Below are 16,415 nucleotides of genomic sequence, written 5' to 3'. Positions count from 1 at the left end.
CGTGGGTTGCTGCCGCCGTCTCAGCGTGCGGGCAGGAACAGTGCCTTCAGCTGATCGAAGCTCTGCTCCAGCGTCTGCCCGCTGGTATCCACCACGTGGTCGGCCTTGGCGTAGAAGCCGGCGCGGCCTTCGAGGATGCTGCGCAGATCGTCCATGGCCTCGGGATTGGCGGCCATGGGGCGGGTGTCGCCCTGGGCCACGACGCGGGCCATGTGCTCCTCGGGCTGGGCCTTGAGCCAGACCGTGGTGCAGTGCGACAGCAGCTCGTTGAAGGTGGCCGGGTCGGAGACGATGCCGCCCGGCGTGGCGATGACCACGTCGCTGTAGATCTGCACGGCCTCCTCCAGCGCGCGGCGCTCGTAGCGGCGGTAGGCGTTGGCACCGTACAGATCGTGGATGGCGCGCACGCTGCAGCCCGCAATGCGCTCGATTTCCTGGTTGAGTTCGAGGAAGGACACGCCCAGCTGCTCGGCCAGCATGCGGCCCAGCGTGGACTTGCCCGCGCCGCGCAGGCCGATCAGGGCGATGCGCGTGTGGCGCTGGCGGTCGCTGGGCGCCGTGCCCAGCAGCTCGCCTGCGGCCAGGCGCACGCGGCGCAGATCCTCTTCATCGCGGCCTTCCAGCAGTTCGCGGATCAGCAGCCATTCGGCGCTGGTGGTGGTCACGTCGCCCAGCAGCTCGGCCATGGAGCATTGCAGGGCCTGTGCAATATGGTGCAGGACCAGCACCGACACATTGCCCGTGCCGTATTCGAGGTTGGCCAGGTGGCGCTCCGAGACATCGGCCGCCGCCGCCAGGGCGCGCCGCGTCATGCCCCGGCGCGAGCGCAGGCTGCGCACACGCTCGCCCAGCGCCTGCAGCACCTGGTTCCTGGGGGCTTCTGAGAGGGAATCCGCCGCCCCGGCGGACTGGGCTGCCGTCTCGAACTGGTCCATAGAGTTTCCTTGAAGAGGGCGTGAATGATAAACAGTCGGGGTTAACACCAGCCATGCAATATAGTGCTTGACGCTCGATGGTGTTCTAACTATCTTTCTGGTACACGCACAATATTGCATGTTGTGCGGAAGATCACAAGTCGGGCCGGATGCCCGATGTCGAAGGAGACCCCGATGATCGACTTCACCCAGCCCTTCAATTTCGCTGCGCACCTGTTCGCGCTCAATGAGGGGCGGCCCGGCAAGATCGCCTACATCGACGACCACGGCACGCTGAGCTACGGCCAGCTGCAGCAGCAGGCGCAGCGCATGGCCAGCGGCCTGCTGGCGGCGGGCATCCACCGCGAGGAGCGCGTGCTGCTGCTCATGCACGACCGCCATGAATGGGCCGTGGCCTTTCTGGGCGCGCTGTATGCGGGCGTGGTGCCGGTGGCGGTGAACACCTTGCTCACGGCCGACGACTACGCCTACATGCTGGGCCACAGCCGCGCCCAGGCCGTGCTGACCTGCGATGCGCTGCTGCCCCTGCTGCGCCAGGCGCTGGACCGGGCGCCCAACGAGGTGCGCCATGTCTGGGTGGCCGGCGACGAAGCGGCGGCGCGCGCAGCAGGCTTTGCGCCGATGCAGCCCTGGCTGGCGGCGCAGCCGCCGCTGCCCGCACCGGCGCCCACGCTGGGCGATGACCCGGGCTTCTGGCTGTATTCCTCGGGCTCCACGGGCAAGCCCAAGGGCGCGGTCCACACGCATGCCAATCCGTACTGGACGGCCGAACTCTATGGCGGCCCGGTGCTGGGCCTGGGCGAGGGCGACATCTGCTTTTCCGCCGCCAAGCTCTACTTCGCCTACGGCCTGGGCAATGCCCTGAGCTTTCCGCTGAGCGTGGGCGCCACCGTGCTGCTGATGGCCGAGCGGCCCACGCCCGAGGCCACCTTTGCGCGCTGGGTGCAGCACCGGCCCACGGTGTTCTTCGGCGCGCCCACGGGCTTTGCGGGCATGCTGGCCTCGCCCCTGCTGCCCGCGCGCGAGCAGGTCAGCCTGCGCATGTGCTCCTCGGCCGGCGAGGCGCTGCCGGCGGAGATCGCCCAGCGCTTCAAGGCGCATTTCGGCGCCGACATCGTGGACGGCATCGGCTCCACCGAGATGCTGCACATCTTCCTGTCCAACCGGCCCGGCGACATCCGCTACGGCACCACGGGCAAGCCCGTGGACGGCTACCGCGTGGAGCTGCGCGGCGAGGACGGCCGCCCCGTGGCCGATGGCGAGGTGGGCGACCTGTTCATCCAGGGCCCCAGCGCCGCCCTCATGTACTGGGGCAACCGCGACAAGACGCGCGAGACCTTCCAGGGCGGCTGGCTCAAGAGCGGCGACAAGTACGTGCGCGACGCCGATGGCTACTACACCTATGCCGGGCGCAGCGACGACATGCTCAAGGTCAGCGGCATCTATGTCTCGCCCTTCGAGGTCGAGGCCACGCTGATGCAGCACCCGGCCGTGCTGGAGGCCGCCGTGATCGGCAAGACCGACGCCGACGGCCTGCTCAAGACCAAGTCCTTCGTCGTGCTCAAGGACGGCTGCAGCGCCACCGAGGCCGAGCTCAAGGCCTTCGTGAAGCAGCGCCTGGCCGCCTACAAGTACCCGCGCTTCATCGAGTTCGTGGACGAACTTCCCAAGACCGCCACCGGAAAGATCCAGCGTTTCCGCCTGCGTGAACGCGAAGCCAGCGTCGGCTGAACAGCCCCTTCCGATTCCCCTGACAAAAGCAAGACCCATCGACCACAAGGAGACACACATGAACACCGATCGCAAACACTGGGCCGTCCTCGCCCTGATGGCCTCCCTGTCCTGCGGCGCATATGCGCAGGACAGGATCAAGGTCGGCTTCATGCTGCCTTACAGCGGCACCTATGCGGCGCTGGGCTCGGCCATAGAAAACGGCTTTCGCATGTTCGTGAACGAGCAGGGCGGCAGGCTGGGCGGGCGCGAGATCGAGTTCTTCAAGGTCGATGACGAGTCCGATCCGGCCAAGGCCACGGACAACGTCAACCGCCTGATCAAGCGCGACAAGGTCGATGTGCTGGTGGGCACCGTGCATTCAGGCGTGGCCATGGCCATGGCGCGCGCGGCCAAGGAAAGCGGCACCGTGCTCATCGTGCCCAATGCGGGCGCCGATGCGGTCACGGGCGCCATGTGCGCGCCCAACATCTTCCGTTCGTCCTTCTCCAACTGGCAGTCCTCCTATCCCATGGGCGTGGTGGCGGCCAGGCAGGAAGGCAAGAAAACCGCCATGACCATCACCTGGAAATACGCGGCCGGCGAGGAGATGACCAATGCCTTCAAGGAAGGCTTCGAGAAGGAGGGCGGCAAGGTCAGCAAGCAGCTCACCGTGCCCTTTCCCAACGTGGAGTTCCAGGCCCTGCTGACCGAGATCGCGGCCGCCAGGCCCGATGCGGTGTTTGCCTTCTTCGCGGGCGCGGGCGCCGTCAAGTTCGTCAAGGACTACCACGCGGCCGGCCTGCACAAGACCATTCCGCTGTACGGCTCGGGCTTTCTGACCGACGGCACGCTGGAGGCCCAGGGCGAGGCCGCCCAGGGCGTGCTGACCACGCTGCACTACGCCGACGAGCTGGGCACGGAGCGCGACCGGCGCTTTCGCTCCGCCTATGCCCAGGCCTACAAGCTGATGCCCGATGTGTATGCCGTGCAGGGCTACGACGCCGCCCAGATGCTGGGCGTGGGCCTGAAGGCGGCGGGCGGCGACATCGCGAAGAAGGCCGAGTTCCGCCAGGCCATCGAGAAGGCCACCATCCCCAGCCCGCGCGGCGACTTCACCATCAGCAAGTCGCACAACCCCGTGCAGGACATGTACCTGCGCAAGGTCGTGGGCAAGGAGAACCAGCGCATGGGCGTGGCCATCAAGGCCCTGGGCGATACCGGCCGCGGCTGCCGCATGTGAGGCGCGGGGCGCACTCATATACGGACGCATACGGACATCGCCATGGACCTTGCCACCTTTCTCGTGCAGTGCCTGAACGCCGTCCAGTACGGGCTGCTGCTGTTCCTGCTGGCCTCGGGCCTGACGCTGATCTTCGGGATCATGGGCGTGATCAACCTGGCCCATGGCAGCTTCTACATGATCGGCGCCTACATGGCCTTTGCGCTGTCCCCGCTGCTGGGCCAGCACTTCATCACCATGCTGCTGGCCGGCGTGGCGCTGACCGTGGTGCTGGGCTATGCGCTGGAGTGGGCCTTCTTCAGCTACCTCTACGAGCGCGAGCACCTGCAGCAGGTGCTGATGACCTTCGGGCTGATCCTGGTGTTCGAGGAGCTGCGCTCGCTGCTGGCGGGCAATGACGTGCATGGCGTGCCGCTGCCCGGCTGGCTGTCGGGCAGCTTCTCGCTGGGCGGGCTCATGAGCTATCCGTGGTACCGGCTGTTCGCCTCGTGCGTGTGCTTGCTGGTGGCGCTGGCGCTGTACTGGGTGGTCAACCGCACGCGCCTGGGAATGATGGTGCGCGCGGGCGCCAGCAACCGCGACATGGTGCGCGGCCTGGGCATCGACGTGAAGCGCCTGTACCGCATCGTCTTCGCCATCGGCGTGGCGCTGGCGGCACTGGCGGGCATGATCGCCGCGCCCATGAGTTCGGTCTATCCGGGCATGGGCGGCAACGTGCTCATCATCTGCTTCGTGGTGGTGGTGATCGGCGGCATCGGCTCGATCACGGGCGCGCTGCTGGCCTCGCTGCTGGTGGGCTTTGTCGATACCTTCGGCAAGCTGTTCTTCCAGGAGCTCAGCGGCATGAGCGTCTACCTGCTGATGGCGGTGGTGCTGGTGTGGCGGCCCCAGGGCCTGATGGGGCAAAGGAGCTGAACAATGGCCGTATCCAATCCTTCTCCGGCCCTGCTGGCGGCCGCCGTGCAGCCCGCGCAGCCCGTAGAGATGCCGCAGCGCGCCTGCCGATGGCAGGCCTGCGCCGTGCCGCTGGCCTGCGTGGCGCTGCTGGCGCTGGCCGGCCCCTGGTGGTCGGACTATCTGTCGGGCCTGGTGGTCAAGACCATGATCCTGGCCATCTTCGCGCTCAGCCTGCAGCTGCTGGTGGGCGGCACGGGCCTGGTGAGCCTGGGGCATGCGGCCTTCATGGGCCTGGGCGCCTATGCCGCCGTGCTGTCCGCAGGCAACGAGGGCGGCAGCCTGCCGGCCATGCTGGGCTGGGCGCTGCTGGCCTCGGGCGGCTATGCGCTGCTGGTGGGCCTGCTGAGCCTGCGCACGCGCGGCATCTACTTCATCATGGTGACGCTGGCCTTCGCACAGATGGCCTACTTCGTGGTCCACGACACGGGCATCGGCGGCGGCAGCGATGGCATCTACCTGATGGCCCGGCCCGCGCTGGGCGCCATCAACATGGAAATCCCGCGCGTGCAGTACTACGTGGTGCTGGCGGCCCTGGTGCTGGTCTATGCCTTCCTGGCCGGGCTGCGCCAGTCGCGCTTCGGCGCGGCGCTGGCGGGCATACGCGTCAACGAACAGCGCATGCGTGCGGCCGGCTTCACCACCTACGGGTACAAGCTCGCGGCCTTCGTGCTGGCCGGCATGCTGGCTGGCGTGGCGGGCTTTCTGCTGGCGGTGCGCGATGCCGTGGTCAACCCCGAGCTGCTGTCCTGGCACCACTCGGGCGAGGTGCTGCTGATGGTCATCCTCGGCGGCCTGGGCTCGCTGCGCGGCGCCGTGCTCGGCACGGTGGCCTTCATCGCGCTCAAGGAGGTGCTGTCCACGCATGCCATCGTCGGTCCCATGGCCGACCACTGGCAGCTGAGCCTGGGCCTGGCCATCATCGTGCTCGTGGCCCTGCTGCCGAAAGGACTGATGGGGCTGATCGGGCTGGCGGGCCTCGCACGGCAACGCGCCGGAGTGCACAACGAGGCCCGCCACAAGGAGGCCGACCATGGCTGATGCGGCACTGCTTTCGGTGCGCGGCCTCACGCGCCGCTTCGGCGGGCTCACGGCCGTGGGCGGCGTGGACCTGGACCTGCATGAGGGCGAGGTCCATGCCGTGATCGGCACCAACGGCGCGGGCAAGTCCACCCTGGTCAACATGCTCTCGGGCGAACTGGTGGCCAGCGCGGGGCGCATCGCGCTCGCGGGCCAGGACGTCACGCGCATGCCCCAGCCCCGGCGCGCGCGTGCCGGCGTGGGCCGCAGCTACCAGCGCACCACCATCTTTCCCGAGTTCTCGGCGCTGGAGAACTGCCGGCTCGCGGCCCAGGCGCAGATGGCGCTCAGGCCCTGGCAGCTGGGCCTGTCCGCACAGCGCTGCGCGGTCAGCCTGCGCCAGGCCCATGCGGCCCTGGAGCGTGCGGGCCTGGCCGGGCAGGCGCTGGCCGTGGCCGGCACGCTGAGCCATGGCGCCAAGCGCCAGCTGGAAGTGGCCATGTGCCTGGCCACCGGCCCGCGCGTGCTGCTGCTGGACGAGCCGCTGGCCGGCATGGGCGCCGAGGAAACCGAGCGCATGCTGGCCCTGCTGCAGGAGCTCAAGCGCGGCCATGCGGTACTGCTGGTCGAGCACGACATGGACGCCGTGTTCCGCATCGCCGACCGCATCACCGTGATGGTCAACGGCAGCGTGGTGGCCACGGGCACGCCCGCGCAGATCCGTGTCGATCCGGTCGTGCGTACAGCCTACTTGGGAGAAGACCATGAGTGAGCCCATGTTCGCCATCGACGAGCTGCATACCTACTACGGCGACAGCCACATCCTGCAGGGCGTGAGCCTGGCGCTGGGCGCGGGCCAGGCCGTGGGCCTGCTGGGACGCAACGGCATGGGCAAGACCACGCTGATCCGCACGCTCATGGGCTATGTTCCGGCACGCTCCGGCCGCCTGCGCGCCGATGGCCGCGACTGCACGGGCGCGCCGCCCGAGCGCATGGCGCGGCTGGGCATTGGCTATGTGCCAGAGGGGCGCGGCATCTTCCCCAACCTCAGCGTGCGCGAGAACCTGGTCATGAGCGCCCGCCCCGGCCTGCAGGGCGAGCGCCACTGGACGCTGGAGCGCGTGCTCGACACCTTCCCCCGGCTCGCGGAGCGCCTGGCCAACGGCGGCGACCAGCTCTCTGGCGGCGAGCAGCAGATGCTGTCCATAGGCCGCGCGCTGATGACACACCCGCGCCTGCTCATCCTCGACGAAGCCACCGAAGGCCTGGCCCCCCTGGTCGTCGCCGAAATCTGGCGCGTGATCGCCGCCATCCGCAGCACCGGCATCTCCACCCTGATCGTGGACCGCGACTACAAAAAGGTCCTGGCCCACACCGACCGCGCCGTGGTCATGGCCAAGGGCCGGCTGGCGCTGCAGGCCGACTCGCGGGAACTGCTGGCGCAGCCGGAGCGCCTGTCGGAGTTGCTGGGGGTTTGATCAGGGCTGGGCCGCCACCGGCGGCTGCGCCGCGAGCTTGACGTTCTGCGCATGCGTGGGCGGCAGCAGCGCCATGGTCAGGCTGCAGGTGCAGGTCAGGCGGCCGGTTTCGTCGTGCAGTTCGATGGCCCAGACATGGGTGGTCTGGCCCAGGTGCACGGGGCGGGCCGTGCCCGTGACCCAGCCCTGGCGCGCGGCGCGCACATGGTTGGCCGAGACGTTCAGGCCCACGCTGCGCCAGCCTTCGGGGATGGAGCAGGCCGCGGCCACCGAGCCCAGGGTTTCGGCCAGCACCACGTTCACGCCACCGTGCAGGATGCCGTAGGGCTGGCAGGTGCGCTGGTCCACGTGCACGCGGCCGCGCAGGAAGTCGTCACCGATCTCGGTGAACTCGATGCCCAGGTGCGAGACGGCCGTGTCGGCGCTCAGCGAGGTGATGTCTTCAAGGGTGAAGCTGCGCTTCCAGATCGGCATGGGAGAAGTCCTGTGGTGCAACGAAAAAGACGGCCCCGTGGGCCGTCCTTGCATGCTACGCCAGTCCAGGCAGCCATGCCGATGGCTGCCTGTAGCCCAGGAGACTGCGCGCTGGCGCGCTTGCGCGGTTCAGGCGCGCATGTCGCCCGTTTCGACAAAGCGCTGGTGCCAGCTCAGCGCTTCGCCCAGGATGTGCGGCGTGTGCAGCGCGCCCTGGTGCTGGGCGCGGTCGAAGTAGTCTTGCAGCTGGGGACGGAAGTCGGGATGGGCGCAGCGGTCGATGATGACCTGGGCGCGCTTGCGCGGCGACAGGCCGCGCAGGTCGGCCAGGCCCTGCTCGGTGACGATGATCTGCGTGTCGTGCTCGGTATGGTCCACGTGCGAGCACATGGGCACGATGCAGCTGATCTTGCCGCCCTTGGCCACCGAGGGCGTGACGAAGAAGGACAGGTAGCCGTTGCGCGCGAAGTCGCCCGAGCCGCCGATGCCGTTCATCATCCCCGTGCCCATGACGTGGGTGGAGTTGATGTTGCCGTAGATGTCGGCCTCGATCATGGAGTTCATGGCGATCACGCCCAGGCGGCGCACCAGCTCGGGGTGGTTGCTGATCTCCTGGGGGCGCAGGATGATGCGCTCGCGGTAGAAGTCGATGTTCTCCTCGAAGTCCCTGTAGGCGCTGCCGGACAGCGAGATCGAGGTGGCCGAGGCCTTGCTCATCTTGCCCGCGCGCAGCAGGTCCAGCATGCCGTCCTGCAGCACCTCGGTGAAGCCCAGCAGGTTCTCGAACGGCCCCGTCAGCAGGCCGGCCAGCACGGCGTTGGCCACGTTGCCCACGCCCGACTGGATGGGCAGCATCTCCTTGGGCAGGCGGCCCATCTTCATCTCGTGCGCGAGGAAGTCGATGATGGACGCGGCGATCAGGTTGGAGTTGGCGTCGGGCTGGGCGAAGACGTTGTCGCGGTCGCCCTTGTGGGTCTCGACCACGGCGACCACCTTGGCCGGGTCCACGCGCAGGTAGGGCTCGCCGATGCGGTCATCGGCATGGGTCAGGGCAATGGGCACGCGGCGCGGCGGGATGGCCGTGCCGTAGTAGATGTCGTGCATGCCTTCCATCTTGGCCGGCGGCTTGGTGTTGACCTCCAGGATCACCTTGTCGGCGATCTCCAGCCAGGTCTTGTTGTTGCCCACGGCGGTGGAGGGGATGAGGCGCCCGTCCTCGGTCACGCCCAGCACCTCGACCACGGCCACGCTCATGGGGCCCAGGAAGCCGAACCACGCATGCTGGGCCACGTGGGACAGGTGCATGTCGATGAAGTCGATCTCGCCGGCATTGATCCTGGCGCGGCAGGTCGGGTCGGTGTTGAAGGGCAGGCGCTGGCCCAGTGCGCCGGCCTCGGCCAGAGCGCCGTCCATCTCGGCGGCCGTGGAGGCGCCGGTCCAGACATTGATCTTGTAGGGCCTGCCGGCCGCGTGTTCGCTCTTGGCGTGCTGGGCGATGGCCTGGGGCAGGGCCTTGGGGTAGCCCGCGCCCGTGAATCCGCTCATGCCGACGTTGACGCCGTGGGGGATCAGGGCGGCGGCCTGCTCGGCCGTCATGGTGCGCGAAAGGAATTCTGGGAAACGTACGCGGTCTGCGAGGGACATCTATGGCTCCGGCTGACGGCTCGCGCCAGCCGGCAGGGTGCCGCAGCGCTGGCTTGCAAGCCTAAAAAAAACCGCCCCATGCAAGAACGCAAGGGCGGTATATCTCCGGAAACCGATGGTAGCAGCGCTGGCAGGGGTCCTCGGGTTTCCCCGTAAAGGCCCTGCCGCGCAGTCAAAGGCTCAAAGAATGTTTGCGTGTGCTCACATTCAATGGATCAGTGGCTGATCGTCGCGTGCGTGATCCAGCAGCGCGTACAGGATGATGGCGCCGAAAGTCGCGGTCCCGATGCCGCCCAGCGCGAAGTCGCCGAACTTGAGCGTGAAGTCGCCCGTGCCCAGGATCAGGGTGATGGCCGCCACGATCAGGTTCTTGTTCTGCGAGAAGTCCACGCGGTTGTCCACCCAGATCTTGGCGCCGGCCACGGCGATCAGACCGAACACCACGATGGACACGCCGCCCATCACGGGCAGCGGGATCGCCTGGATCAGCGCGCCGAACTTGGGCGAGAAGCCCAGCAGCACGGCCAGGACGGCGGCCACGAAGAACACGGCCGTCGAGTAGATGCGCGTGGCGGCCATCACGCCGATGTTCTCGGCATAGGTGGTCACGCCGGTGCCGCCGGCCGCGCCGCTGACCATGGTGGCCACGCCGTCGCCGATGAAGGCCCGGCCCATGTACTGGTCCAGGTTCTTGCCCGTCATGGCGGTCACGGCCTTGATGTGGCCCAGGTTCTCGGCCACCAGGATGATGACCACGGGCACGATGAGCACCATGGCCGGGCCGCTGAACACGGGCGCGTGGAACTGGGGCAGGCCGAACCAGGCGGCATTGATCACGCCCGACAGGTCCACGGGCTTGCCCATGCCCAGGACATTGGTGAACAGGCCGTACAGCAGGCTGGCGGCGATCAGGCCCACCAGGATCAGCAGGCGCTGCACCATGCCGCGCGTGAACACGGCCACCAGGCCCACGCAGACGAAGGTCAGGGCCTGCATCCACGACTCGAAGTTGTTGGCCGCCATGTTCTTGACGGGTATGGCCGCCAGGTTCAGCCCGATCACGGCCACCACGGCGCCCGTGACCACGGGCGGCATGAAGCGCTCGATCCAGCGCGTGCCCACCATCTGCACCACCAGGCCGATCAGCGCATAGACCGCGCCGCAGGCAATGATGCCGCCCAGCGCCACGCCGATGTTGCCGTTGGCGCCCTTGCCGCCATAGGCCGTGGCTGCGATCACCACGCCGATGAAGGCAAAGGACGAACCCAGGTAGCTGGGCACCTTGCCGCCCGTGATCAGGAAGAAGATCAGCGTGCCGATGCCGCTCATGAGCACGGCCACGTTGGGGTCGAACCCCATGAGGATGGGCGCCAGCACGGTGGAGCCGAACATGGCGATCACGTGCTGTATGCCCATCAGCCCGGTCTGGGGCCAGGGCAGGCGCTCATCGGGGCCGATCACGCCTCCCCGTTGCAGCTGGTTGGCGGATTTTTCCGTCCATTGGAAAAGGCCCATGTGGCATCGCTCCTTGTAAAAAATTGGCGCGATATTAGAGGCATTTGTTTTCTGGCAGGTGGGGTGGAGCGGAAATTTTTTCCCAGTGTTTGTGCGGAGATACGCGATCCGGCCCGCAGACTTTGTCGCCCAGGTGCCAGGCTAGTGGCTTTCCCGTCTGGGCTCGCGGGCAGCGCGCGCGTACCGTGGCCGGTCATGAGCCATACCCCTGCCTTCATCCCCCAGATCCGCCTGTACCAGGACTGGCTGCGCGAGCGCCATGGCCTGCAGTTCGACAGCTACGACGCCCTGTGGCGCTGGTCGGTGACCGACCTGGACGCCTTCTGGCAAAGCATCTGGGACTACAACGCGCTGCAGTCGCCCACGCCGCACACGGCCGTGCTGGAGCGCAACACCATGCCCGGCGCCCAGTGGTTTCCGGGTGCCCAGATCAACTACACGCGCCAGGCGCTGCGCCATGTGGATGCCGCCCATGCGGCCGGCATGCCCGCCGTGGTCAGCCGCAACGAGACGGGCCGCCACCGCGAACTGTCCTGGCCCGACCTGCGCCGCCAGGTCGCCGCCCTGGCCCTGCACCTGAAGGCCCAGGGCGTGGGCCGCGGCGACCGCGTGGCTGCCTACCTGCCCAACATCCCCGAGGCCATGGTCGCCCTGCTGGCCACGGCCAGCCTGGGCGCCGTGTGGAGCATCTGCGCGCCCGACATGGGCACCAACGCGGTGCTGGACCGCTTTCGCCAGATCGCACCCAAGGCGCTGATCGCCGTCGATGGCGTGCACTACGCCGGGCGCGATATCGACCGCATGGCCGTGCTGGCCGAGCTGCGCGCAGGCCTGCCCAGCGTGGAGCATGTGGTCCTTGTGCCCAACCTGGACCTGCAGGCCAGCCTGGCCGATGCCGCCGACTACGGCCAGGTCACGGCGCGCGACGACGCGGCCACGGCGGCCTTCGAGCCCGAATGGCTGCCTTTCGACCACCCGCTGTGGATCGTCTACTCCAGCGGCACCACCGGCCTGCCCAAGCCCATCGTCCACGGCCATGGCGGCATGGTGCTGGTGGCCCTGCAGCTCAAGGCCCTGCACAACGACGTGGGCTGCAGCTACCACCCCAACAGCTGGGGCGAGCGCTACCACTGGTACAGCTCCACGGGCTGGGTGATGTGGAATGCCCAGGTCTCGGGCCTGCTGGGCGGCACCACCTGCGTGATCTTCGACGGCAGCCCCGGCGGCAGCAAGGACAGGCCCGACTGGGGCGTGCTGTGGCGCTTCGCGGCCGAGACCGGCGTGACCAGCTTCGGCTCGGGCGCGGCCTTTTACGCCAACTGCATGAAGGCCGGCGTGGACCTGGCCCAGTGCGGCGACCTGTCGCGCATCCGCAGCCTGGGCACCACGGGCTCGCCGCTGTCGCCGGAGGTGCAAAGCTGGGGCACGGCGCAGTTCGCAGGCATGGGGCGGCCTGACATCTGGTGGAACAACATCTCGGGGGGCACCGACTTCGCGGGCGCCTTCATCGGTGGCCACCGCGAACTGCCCCAGCAGCCGGGCATCATGCAGTGCCGCCAGCTGGGCGCGGCCGTGGAGGCTTGGAACGAGCAGGGCCAGCCCGTCATCGACGAGGTGGGCGAGCTGGTCTGCACCCAGCCCATCCCCTCCATGCCCCTGTACCTGTGGGGCGATGCGGACGGCAAGCGCTACCTGTCCAGCTACTTCGACATGTACCCGGCCGGCCATGGCCGCGCGCCCGGCGGCGGCGACGGCCCCGCCGCCATGGGCCCGGTCTGGCGCCACGGCGACTGGATACGCATCCTCCCGGAGGGCGGCTGCATCATCTACGGCCGCAGCGACGCCACCATCAACCGCCACGGCCTGCGCATGGGCACCAGCGAGATCTACAGCGCCGTCGAGGCCCTGCCCGAAGTGCTGGACTCCATGGTCGTGGACCTCGAATACCTGGGCCGCGAAAGCTACATGCCGCTGTTCGTGGTGCTGCGCCCGGGCGTGGATCTGGACGACGCCCTGCGCGCGCGCCTGCAGGGCGCCATCCGCCAAGCCCTGTCGCCGCGCTTCGTGCCCGACGAGATCGTGCAGGTGGCCGAGATCCCGCGCACGCTCAGCGGCAAGAAGCAGGAGCTGCCCATCAAGAAGCTGATGCTGGGCCAGCCGCTGGACAAGGTGGTCAACAAGGAGGCCATGGCCAACCCGGGCTGCCTGGACTGGTATGTGGGCTTTGCGGCGCAGCATGCCAAGGCACAGGCCGCCTGATATTCAAACGGTATCAGTGGCTCGGTTTTTAATATTGGACTGCGACAGACCGGCTGCCTAGAGTGGGGTCCAACCATGGAGCCCTGCAATGAGCGTGCTTGATTCCCTTGCCCTGACCCGCATCCCCGCCGAGGACGAAGCCCTGCGCGCCGAGGTTCGCGCCTTCCTCGCCCAGGCCATAAGCGGCCTGCCGCCCCATGTGCGTGCGCGCTCCTGGGGCGGCTACAGCGCCGAATTGAGCCGGCAGCTGGGCGAAAAGGGCTGGATAGGCGTCACCCTGCCGCGCGAGTACGGCGGCGGCGGGCGCAGCGCCTTCACGCGCTACGTGCTGGTGGAGGAATACCTGGCCTGCGGCGCGCCCGTGGGCTCGCACTGGATTGCCGACCGCCAGAGCGGCCCGCTGATCCTCAAGTACGGCACCGAGGCGCAAAAGCGGTTCTACCTGCCGCGCATCTGCCGGGGCGAGGCCTTCTTTTGCATCGGCATGAGCGAGCCCGGCGCGGGCTCGGACCTGGCCAGCGTGAAGACGCGCGCCGTGCCGAACGACAAGGGCTTCGTGCTCAACGGCCAGAAGATTTGGACCACCAACGCCCACCACTGCCACTACATGATCGCCCTGGTGCGCACCTCGGGCGATGCGGGTGACCGGCACAAGGGGCTGTCCCAGGTCATCGTGGACCTGTCGCTGCCGGGCGTGACCGTGCGGCCCATCACCGACCTCTCGGGCGACAGCCATTTCTGCGAAGTCTTCTTCGACAACGTGCAGCTGCCGCCCGACGCCCTGATCGGCCAGGAAGGCCAGGGCTGGGAGCAGGTCACGGCCGAGCTGGCCTTCGAACGCAGCGGACCCGAGCGGCTGTTCTCCAGCATCGTGCTGTTCGACGAATGGCTGGCCTGGCTGCGTGCAACGGGCGAGCGCAGCGAAGGCGCGCTGCGCCTGGCCGGCCGCGTGTTCACCGAGCTGGCCCCGCTGCGCGCCATGTCGGTGGCCGTGCAGGACAAGCTGGTGCGCGGCGAAAGCCCCATCGTCGAGGCGGCCCTGGTCAAGGAGCTGGGCACGACGCTGGAGCAGTCCATTCCCGCCGCCATCGCCGACGACCTGTTCGCACGCGAGGCGTCCGAGGTTCCGCTCGAGCTGCTGCGCACCCTCAACTACGTGACGGAGGTTGCTCCTTCGTATTCGCTGCGCGGCGGCACGCGCGACATCCTGCGCGGAATGATCGCGCGTGGCCTCGGCCTGCGTTGAATAAGGTTCCCCCTGAGTTGGGGCGCGCCAGTTTCAAACGGAACGCCCAAGGCCTGGCGTCATGTGTCATGAATGGAGAGAGACATGGAAGACGATTTGTTTGCCGATGCCGCACGCCAGTTGCTGCAGGGCGAGTGCACGCCCGCGCGGGTGCGCGCCATCGAGGCCGGGGGCTCGCCCCGGGCGCTGTGGCAATCGCTGGAGCAGGCCGGCTTTGCCGATGCCCTGGTGCCTGAGCACGCGGGCGGCGCGGGGCTGGCGCTGGCGCAGCTGTTCGATGTGTGGTCGCAGGCCGGCGCCCATGCGCTGCCCGTGCCGCTGGGCGAGACCATGCTGGCGCGCGCGCTGCTGGCTGGCGCGGGGGCGGAGCGTCCACCAGGCGCCATCGCGTTGGCGCAAGGCCTGCTCCAGCCGGATGGCAGCCTGCACTGCGCACCCGTGCGCCTGGGAGCGGTGGCGGACAGCGTGCTGGTGCAGCATGCGCAGGGCTGTAGCCTGCTGCCCGTGGCGCAGGCGCAGTCCGAGCCGGCGGCCTTCTGCCTGGACGTGAACCTGCGCTGGAGCGCCGATCAGGTCCGCGCGGCGCCTGCTCCCGCTATCGCCCTGACGGATGGGCTGGACCTGCGCACGCTGCAGGCCGGCCTGGTGGCGGCGCAGCTTGCGGGCGCGCTCATGGAGGTGTTCCAGCGCACGCTGCAGTATGCGAATGACCGCCAGCAGTTCGGGCGCCCCATCGGCAAGTTCCAGGCCATTCAGCACCAGCTGGCGGTGATGAGCGAGCATGTCTTCGCCGCGCGCATGGCCGCCCGGCTGGGCTGCGCGGGGCAGGGCATCTTCCCCGATCGGCTGCGCGTGGCCGTGGCCAAGGCGCGCTGCAGCCAGGCCGCGCTGGCCGTGGCCGAGGCGGCCCACGCCATCCACGGCGCCATGGGCTTCACCGAGGAATACGACCTGCAACTGCTCACGCGCCGCCTGCATGCCTGGCGCCAGACGGCCGGCTCCGAGTCGTACTGGCATGGCGTGGCGGGTGCCGCGCTGGTCCATGGCCACGCGGGCAGCACGCTGGATCTGATCCGTTCCACCACCGATATCACCGCCAATATCACCGCCTGACAGGCTCTCGAAGGAACCCCATCCATGCCCTTTCTGAACATCGCGCGCGACGGCGCCATCTGGACCCTCACCATGAACCAGCCCGAGACGCGCAACGCGCTCACGGGCAACACGGCCGCGGAGGAATTCGTGCAGGTCTGCGACGAGATCCGGCGCGATGCCTCGGTCAAGGCCGTCATCCTCACGGGCGCCGGCCCCATCTTCAGCTCGGGCGGCAACGTCAAGGACATGCAGCGCTTCTTCGACGACGCGCTCACGCCCGACGCCATCCGCGAGGAGTACCGCCAGGGCATACAGCGCATTCCGCGCGCCCTCAACCAGCTGGACGTGCCCGTGATCTGCGCCGTCAACGGCCCGGCCATCGGCGCGGGGCTGGACCTGACCTGCATGTGCGACATCCGCATCGCCAGCGAGACGGCCACCTTTGCCGAGAGCTTCGTGCGCGTGGGCATCGTCCCCGGCGACGGCGGCGCCTGGCTGCTGCCGCGCGCCGTGGGCCGTGCCAAGGCGGCTGAGATGGCATTCACGGGCGAGGCCATCGACGCGCAGGAGGCCCTGGCCTGCGGCCTGGTCAGCCGCGTCGTGCCCGCCGACCAGCTGCTGCCCACGGCGCGCGCGCTGGCCGACAAGATCGCCGCCAACCCCGGCGCCGTCATGCGCATGACCAAGCGCCTCTTGCGCGAGGGCGAGCACAGCACGCTGGAGTCGCTGCTGGAGCTGTCCGCCGGCTACCAGGCCCTGGCCCACAAGACCGCCGACCACCGCGAGGCCGTGATGGCCTTCGTGGAGAAGCGTAAGCCCCGGTTTCAGTGACCGGGCCCGCC

Annotated in this window: 14 protein-coding genes; 10 read left to right on the top strand and 4 right to left on the bottom strand. The window is 68.6% G+C overall.

Features of this window, described 5'->3' with window-relative positions; genetic code table 11:
* Positions 1 to 20: 20 nt before the first annotated feature.
* Entirely contained in the window at positions 21 to 935 is a 915-nt protein-coding gene (locus tag LGR64_RS27805) for a helix-turn-helix transcriptional regulator (RefSeq protein ID WP_230357424.1), read from the bottom strand.
* 174 nt (positions 936 to 1,109) lie between these two features.
* Between LGR64_RS27805 and LGR64_RS27800 the strand changes: the two genes are divergently transcribed.
* The 6 genes from LGR64_RS27800 to LGR64_RS27775 are packed head-to-tail and all read left to right on the top strand — an operon-like array spanning position 1,110 to position 7,340.
* Positions 1,110 to 2,666: a benzoate-CoA ligase family protein gene (locus LGR64_RS27800; protein ID WP_126311550.1), complete on the top strand. Its 1,557-nt coding sequence runs from the start codon at positions 1,110 to 1,112 to the stop codon at positions 2,664 to 2,666.
* 58 nt (positions 2,667 to 2,724) lie between these two features.
* Positions 2,725 to 3,888, top strand: coding sequence for an ABC transporter substrate-binding protein (locus LGR64_RS27795; RefSeq protein WP_141833044.1), 1,164 nt, complete (start codon positions 2,725 to 2,727; stop codon positions 3,886 to 3,888).
* Positions 3,889 to 3,930: 42 nt separating this feature from the next.
* Positions 3,931 to 4,803 (top strand): branched-chain amino acid ABC transporter permease, encoded by an 873-nt coding sequence (locus LGR64_RS27790; RefSeq protein ID WP_074921168.1) that lies wholly within the window; start codon positions 3,931 to 3,933, stop codon positions 4,801 to 4,803.
* 3 nt (positions 4,804 to 4,806) lie between these two features.
* Positions 4,807 to 5,883, top strand: coding sequence for a branched-chain amino acid ABC transporter permease (locus LGR64_RS27785; RefSeq protein WP_141833042.1), 1,077 nt, complete (start codon positions 4,807 to 4,809; stop codon positions 5,881 to 5,883).
* On the top strand, positions 5,876 to 6,634 hold the full coding sequence (locus LGR64_RS27780; RefSeq protein ID WP_141833040.1) for an ABC transporter ATP-binding protein: 759 nt from the start codon (positions 5,876 to 5,878) through the stop codon (positions 6,632 to 6,634). Before LGR64_RS27785 ends, LGR64_RS27780 begins: the two co-directional genes overlap by 8 nt.
* Positions 6,627 to 7,340 (top strand): ABC transporter ATP-binding protein, encoded by a 714-nt coding sequence (locus tag LGR64_RS27775; protein ID WP_409333513.1) that lies wholly within the window; start codon positions 6,627 to 6,629, stop codon positions 7,338 to 7,340. Before LGR64_RS27780 ends, LGR64_RS27775 begins: the two co-directional genes overlap by 8 nt.
* Here LGR64_RS27775 and LGR64_RS27770 read toward each other — a convergent pair whose 3' ends face one another.
* The 3 genes from LGR64_RS27770 to LGR64_RS27760 form a co-directional block, all read right to left on the bottom strand.
* A complete protein-coding gene (locus tag LGR64_RS27770; RefSeq protein ID WP_012202024.1) occupies positions 7,341 to 7,814 on the bottom strand; it encodes a hotdog fold thioesterase in 474 nt (157 codons plus the stop codon).
* Positions 7,815 to 7,943: 129 nt separating this feature from the next.
* Positions 7,944 to 9,458, bottom strand: coding sequence for an acetyl-CoA hydrolase/transferase family protein (locus tag LGR64_RS27765; RefSeq protein ID WP_230357422.1), 1,515 nt, complete (start codon positions 9,456 to 9,458; stop codon positions 7,944 to 7,946).
* A gap of 207 nt (positions 9,459 to 9,665) precedes the next feature.
* Complete coding sequence (locus tag LGR64_RS27760; protein ID WP_012202026.1) at positions 9,666 to 10,973, bottom strand: solute carrier family 23 protein; 1,308 nt, start codon at positions 10,971 to 10,973, stop codon at positions 9,666 to 9,668.
* A 195-nt stretch (positions 10,974 to 11,168) separates the two neighbouring features.
* On the opposite strand from LGR64_RS27760, the gene LGR64_RS27755 reads away from it, so the two are divergent.
* The 4 genes from LGR64_RS27755 (at position 11,169) to LGR64_RS27740 (ending at position 16,404) form a co-directional block, all read left to right on the top strand.
* Entirely contained in the window at positions 11,169 to 13,232 is a 2,064-nt protein-coding gene (locus LGR64_RS27755) for an acetoacetate--CoA ligase (protein ID WP_230357420.1), read from the top strand.
* An 88-nt stretch (positions 13,233 to 13,320) separates the two neighbouring features.
* Entirely contained in the window at positions 13,321 to 14,478 is a 1,158-nt protein-coding gene (locus LGR64_RS27750; RefSeq protein ID WP_141833034.1) for an acyl-CoA dehydrogenase family protein, read from the top strand.
* A gap of 84 nt (positions 14,479 to 14,562) precedes the next feature.
* Positions 14,563 to 15,591: an acyl-CoA dehydrogenase gene (locus tag LGR64_RS27745; RefSeq protein WP_141833032.1), complete on the top strand. Its 1,029-nt coding sequence runs from the start codon at positions 14,563 to 14,565 to the stop codon at positions 15,589 to 15,591.
* 24 nt (positions 15,592 to 15,615) lie between these two features.
* Positions 15,616 to 16,404 carry a crotonase/enoyl-CoA hydratase family protein gene (locus LGR64_RS27740; RefSeq protein ID WP_141833030.1) on the top strand — a complete coding sequence of 263 codons (789 nt, stop codon included), beginning with the start codon at positions 15,616 to 15,618 and terminating at the stop codon, positions 16,402 to 16,404.
* The last annotated feature ends 11 nt before the right edge of the window (positions 16,405 to 16,415 follow it).

Source organism: Delftia sp. Lp-1 (genome assembly GCF_020523835.1).
GTDB classification, from domain to species: Bacteria; Pseudomonadota; Gammaproteobacteria; order Burkholderiales; family Burkholderiaceae_C; genus Comamonas; species Comamonas acidovorans.
The sequence above is the reverse complement of the archived record's forward strand: the minus strand, read 5'-3'. Positions and strand labels throughout refer to the sequence as shown.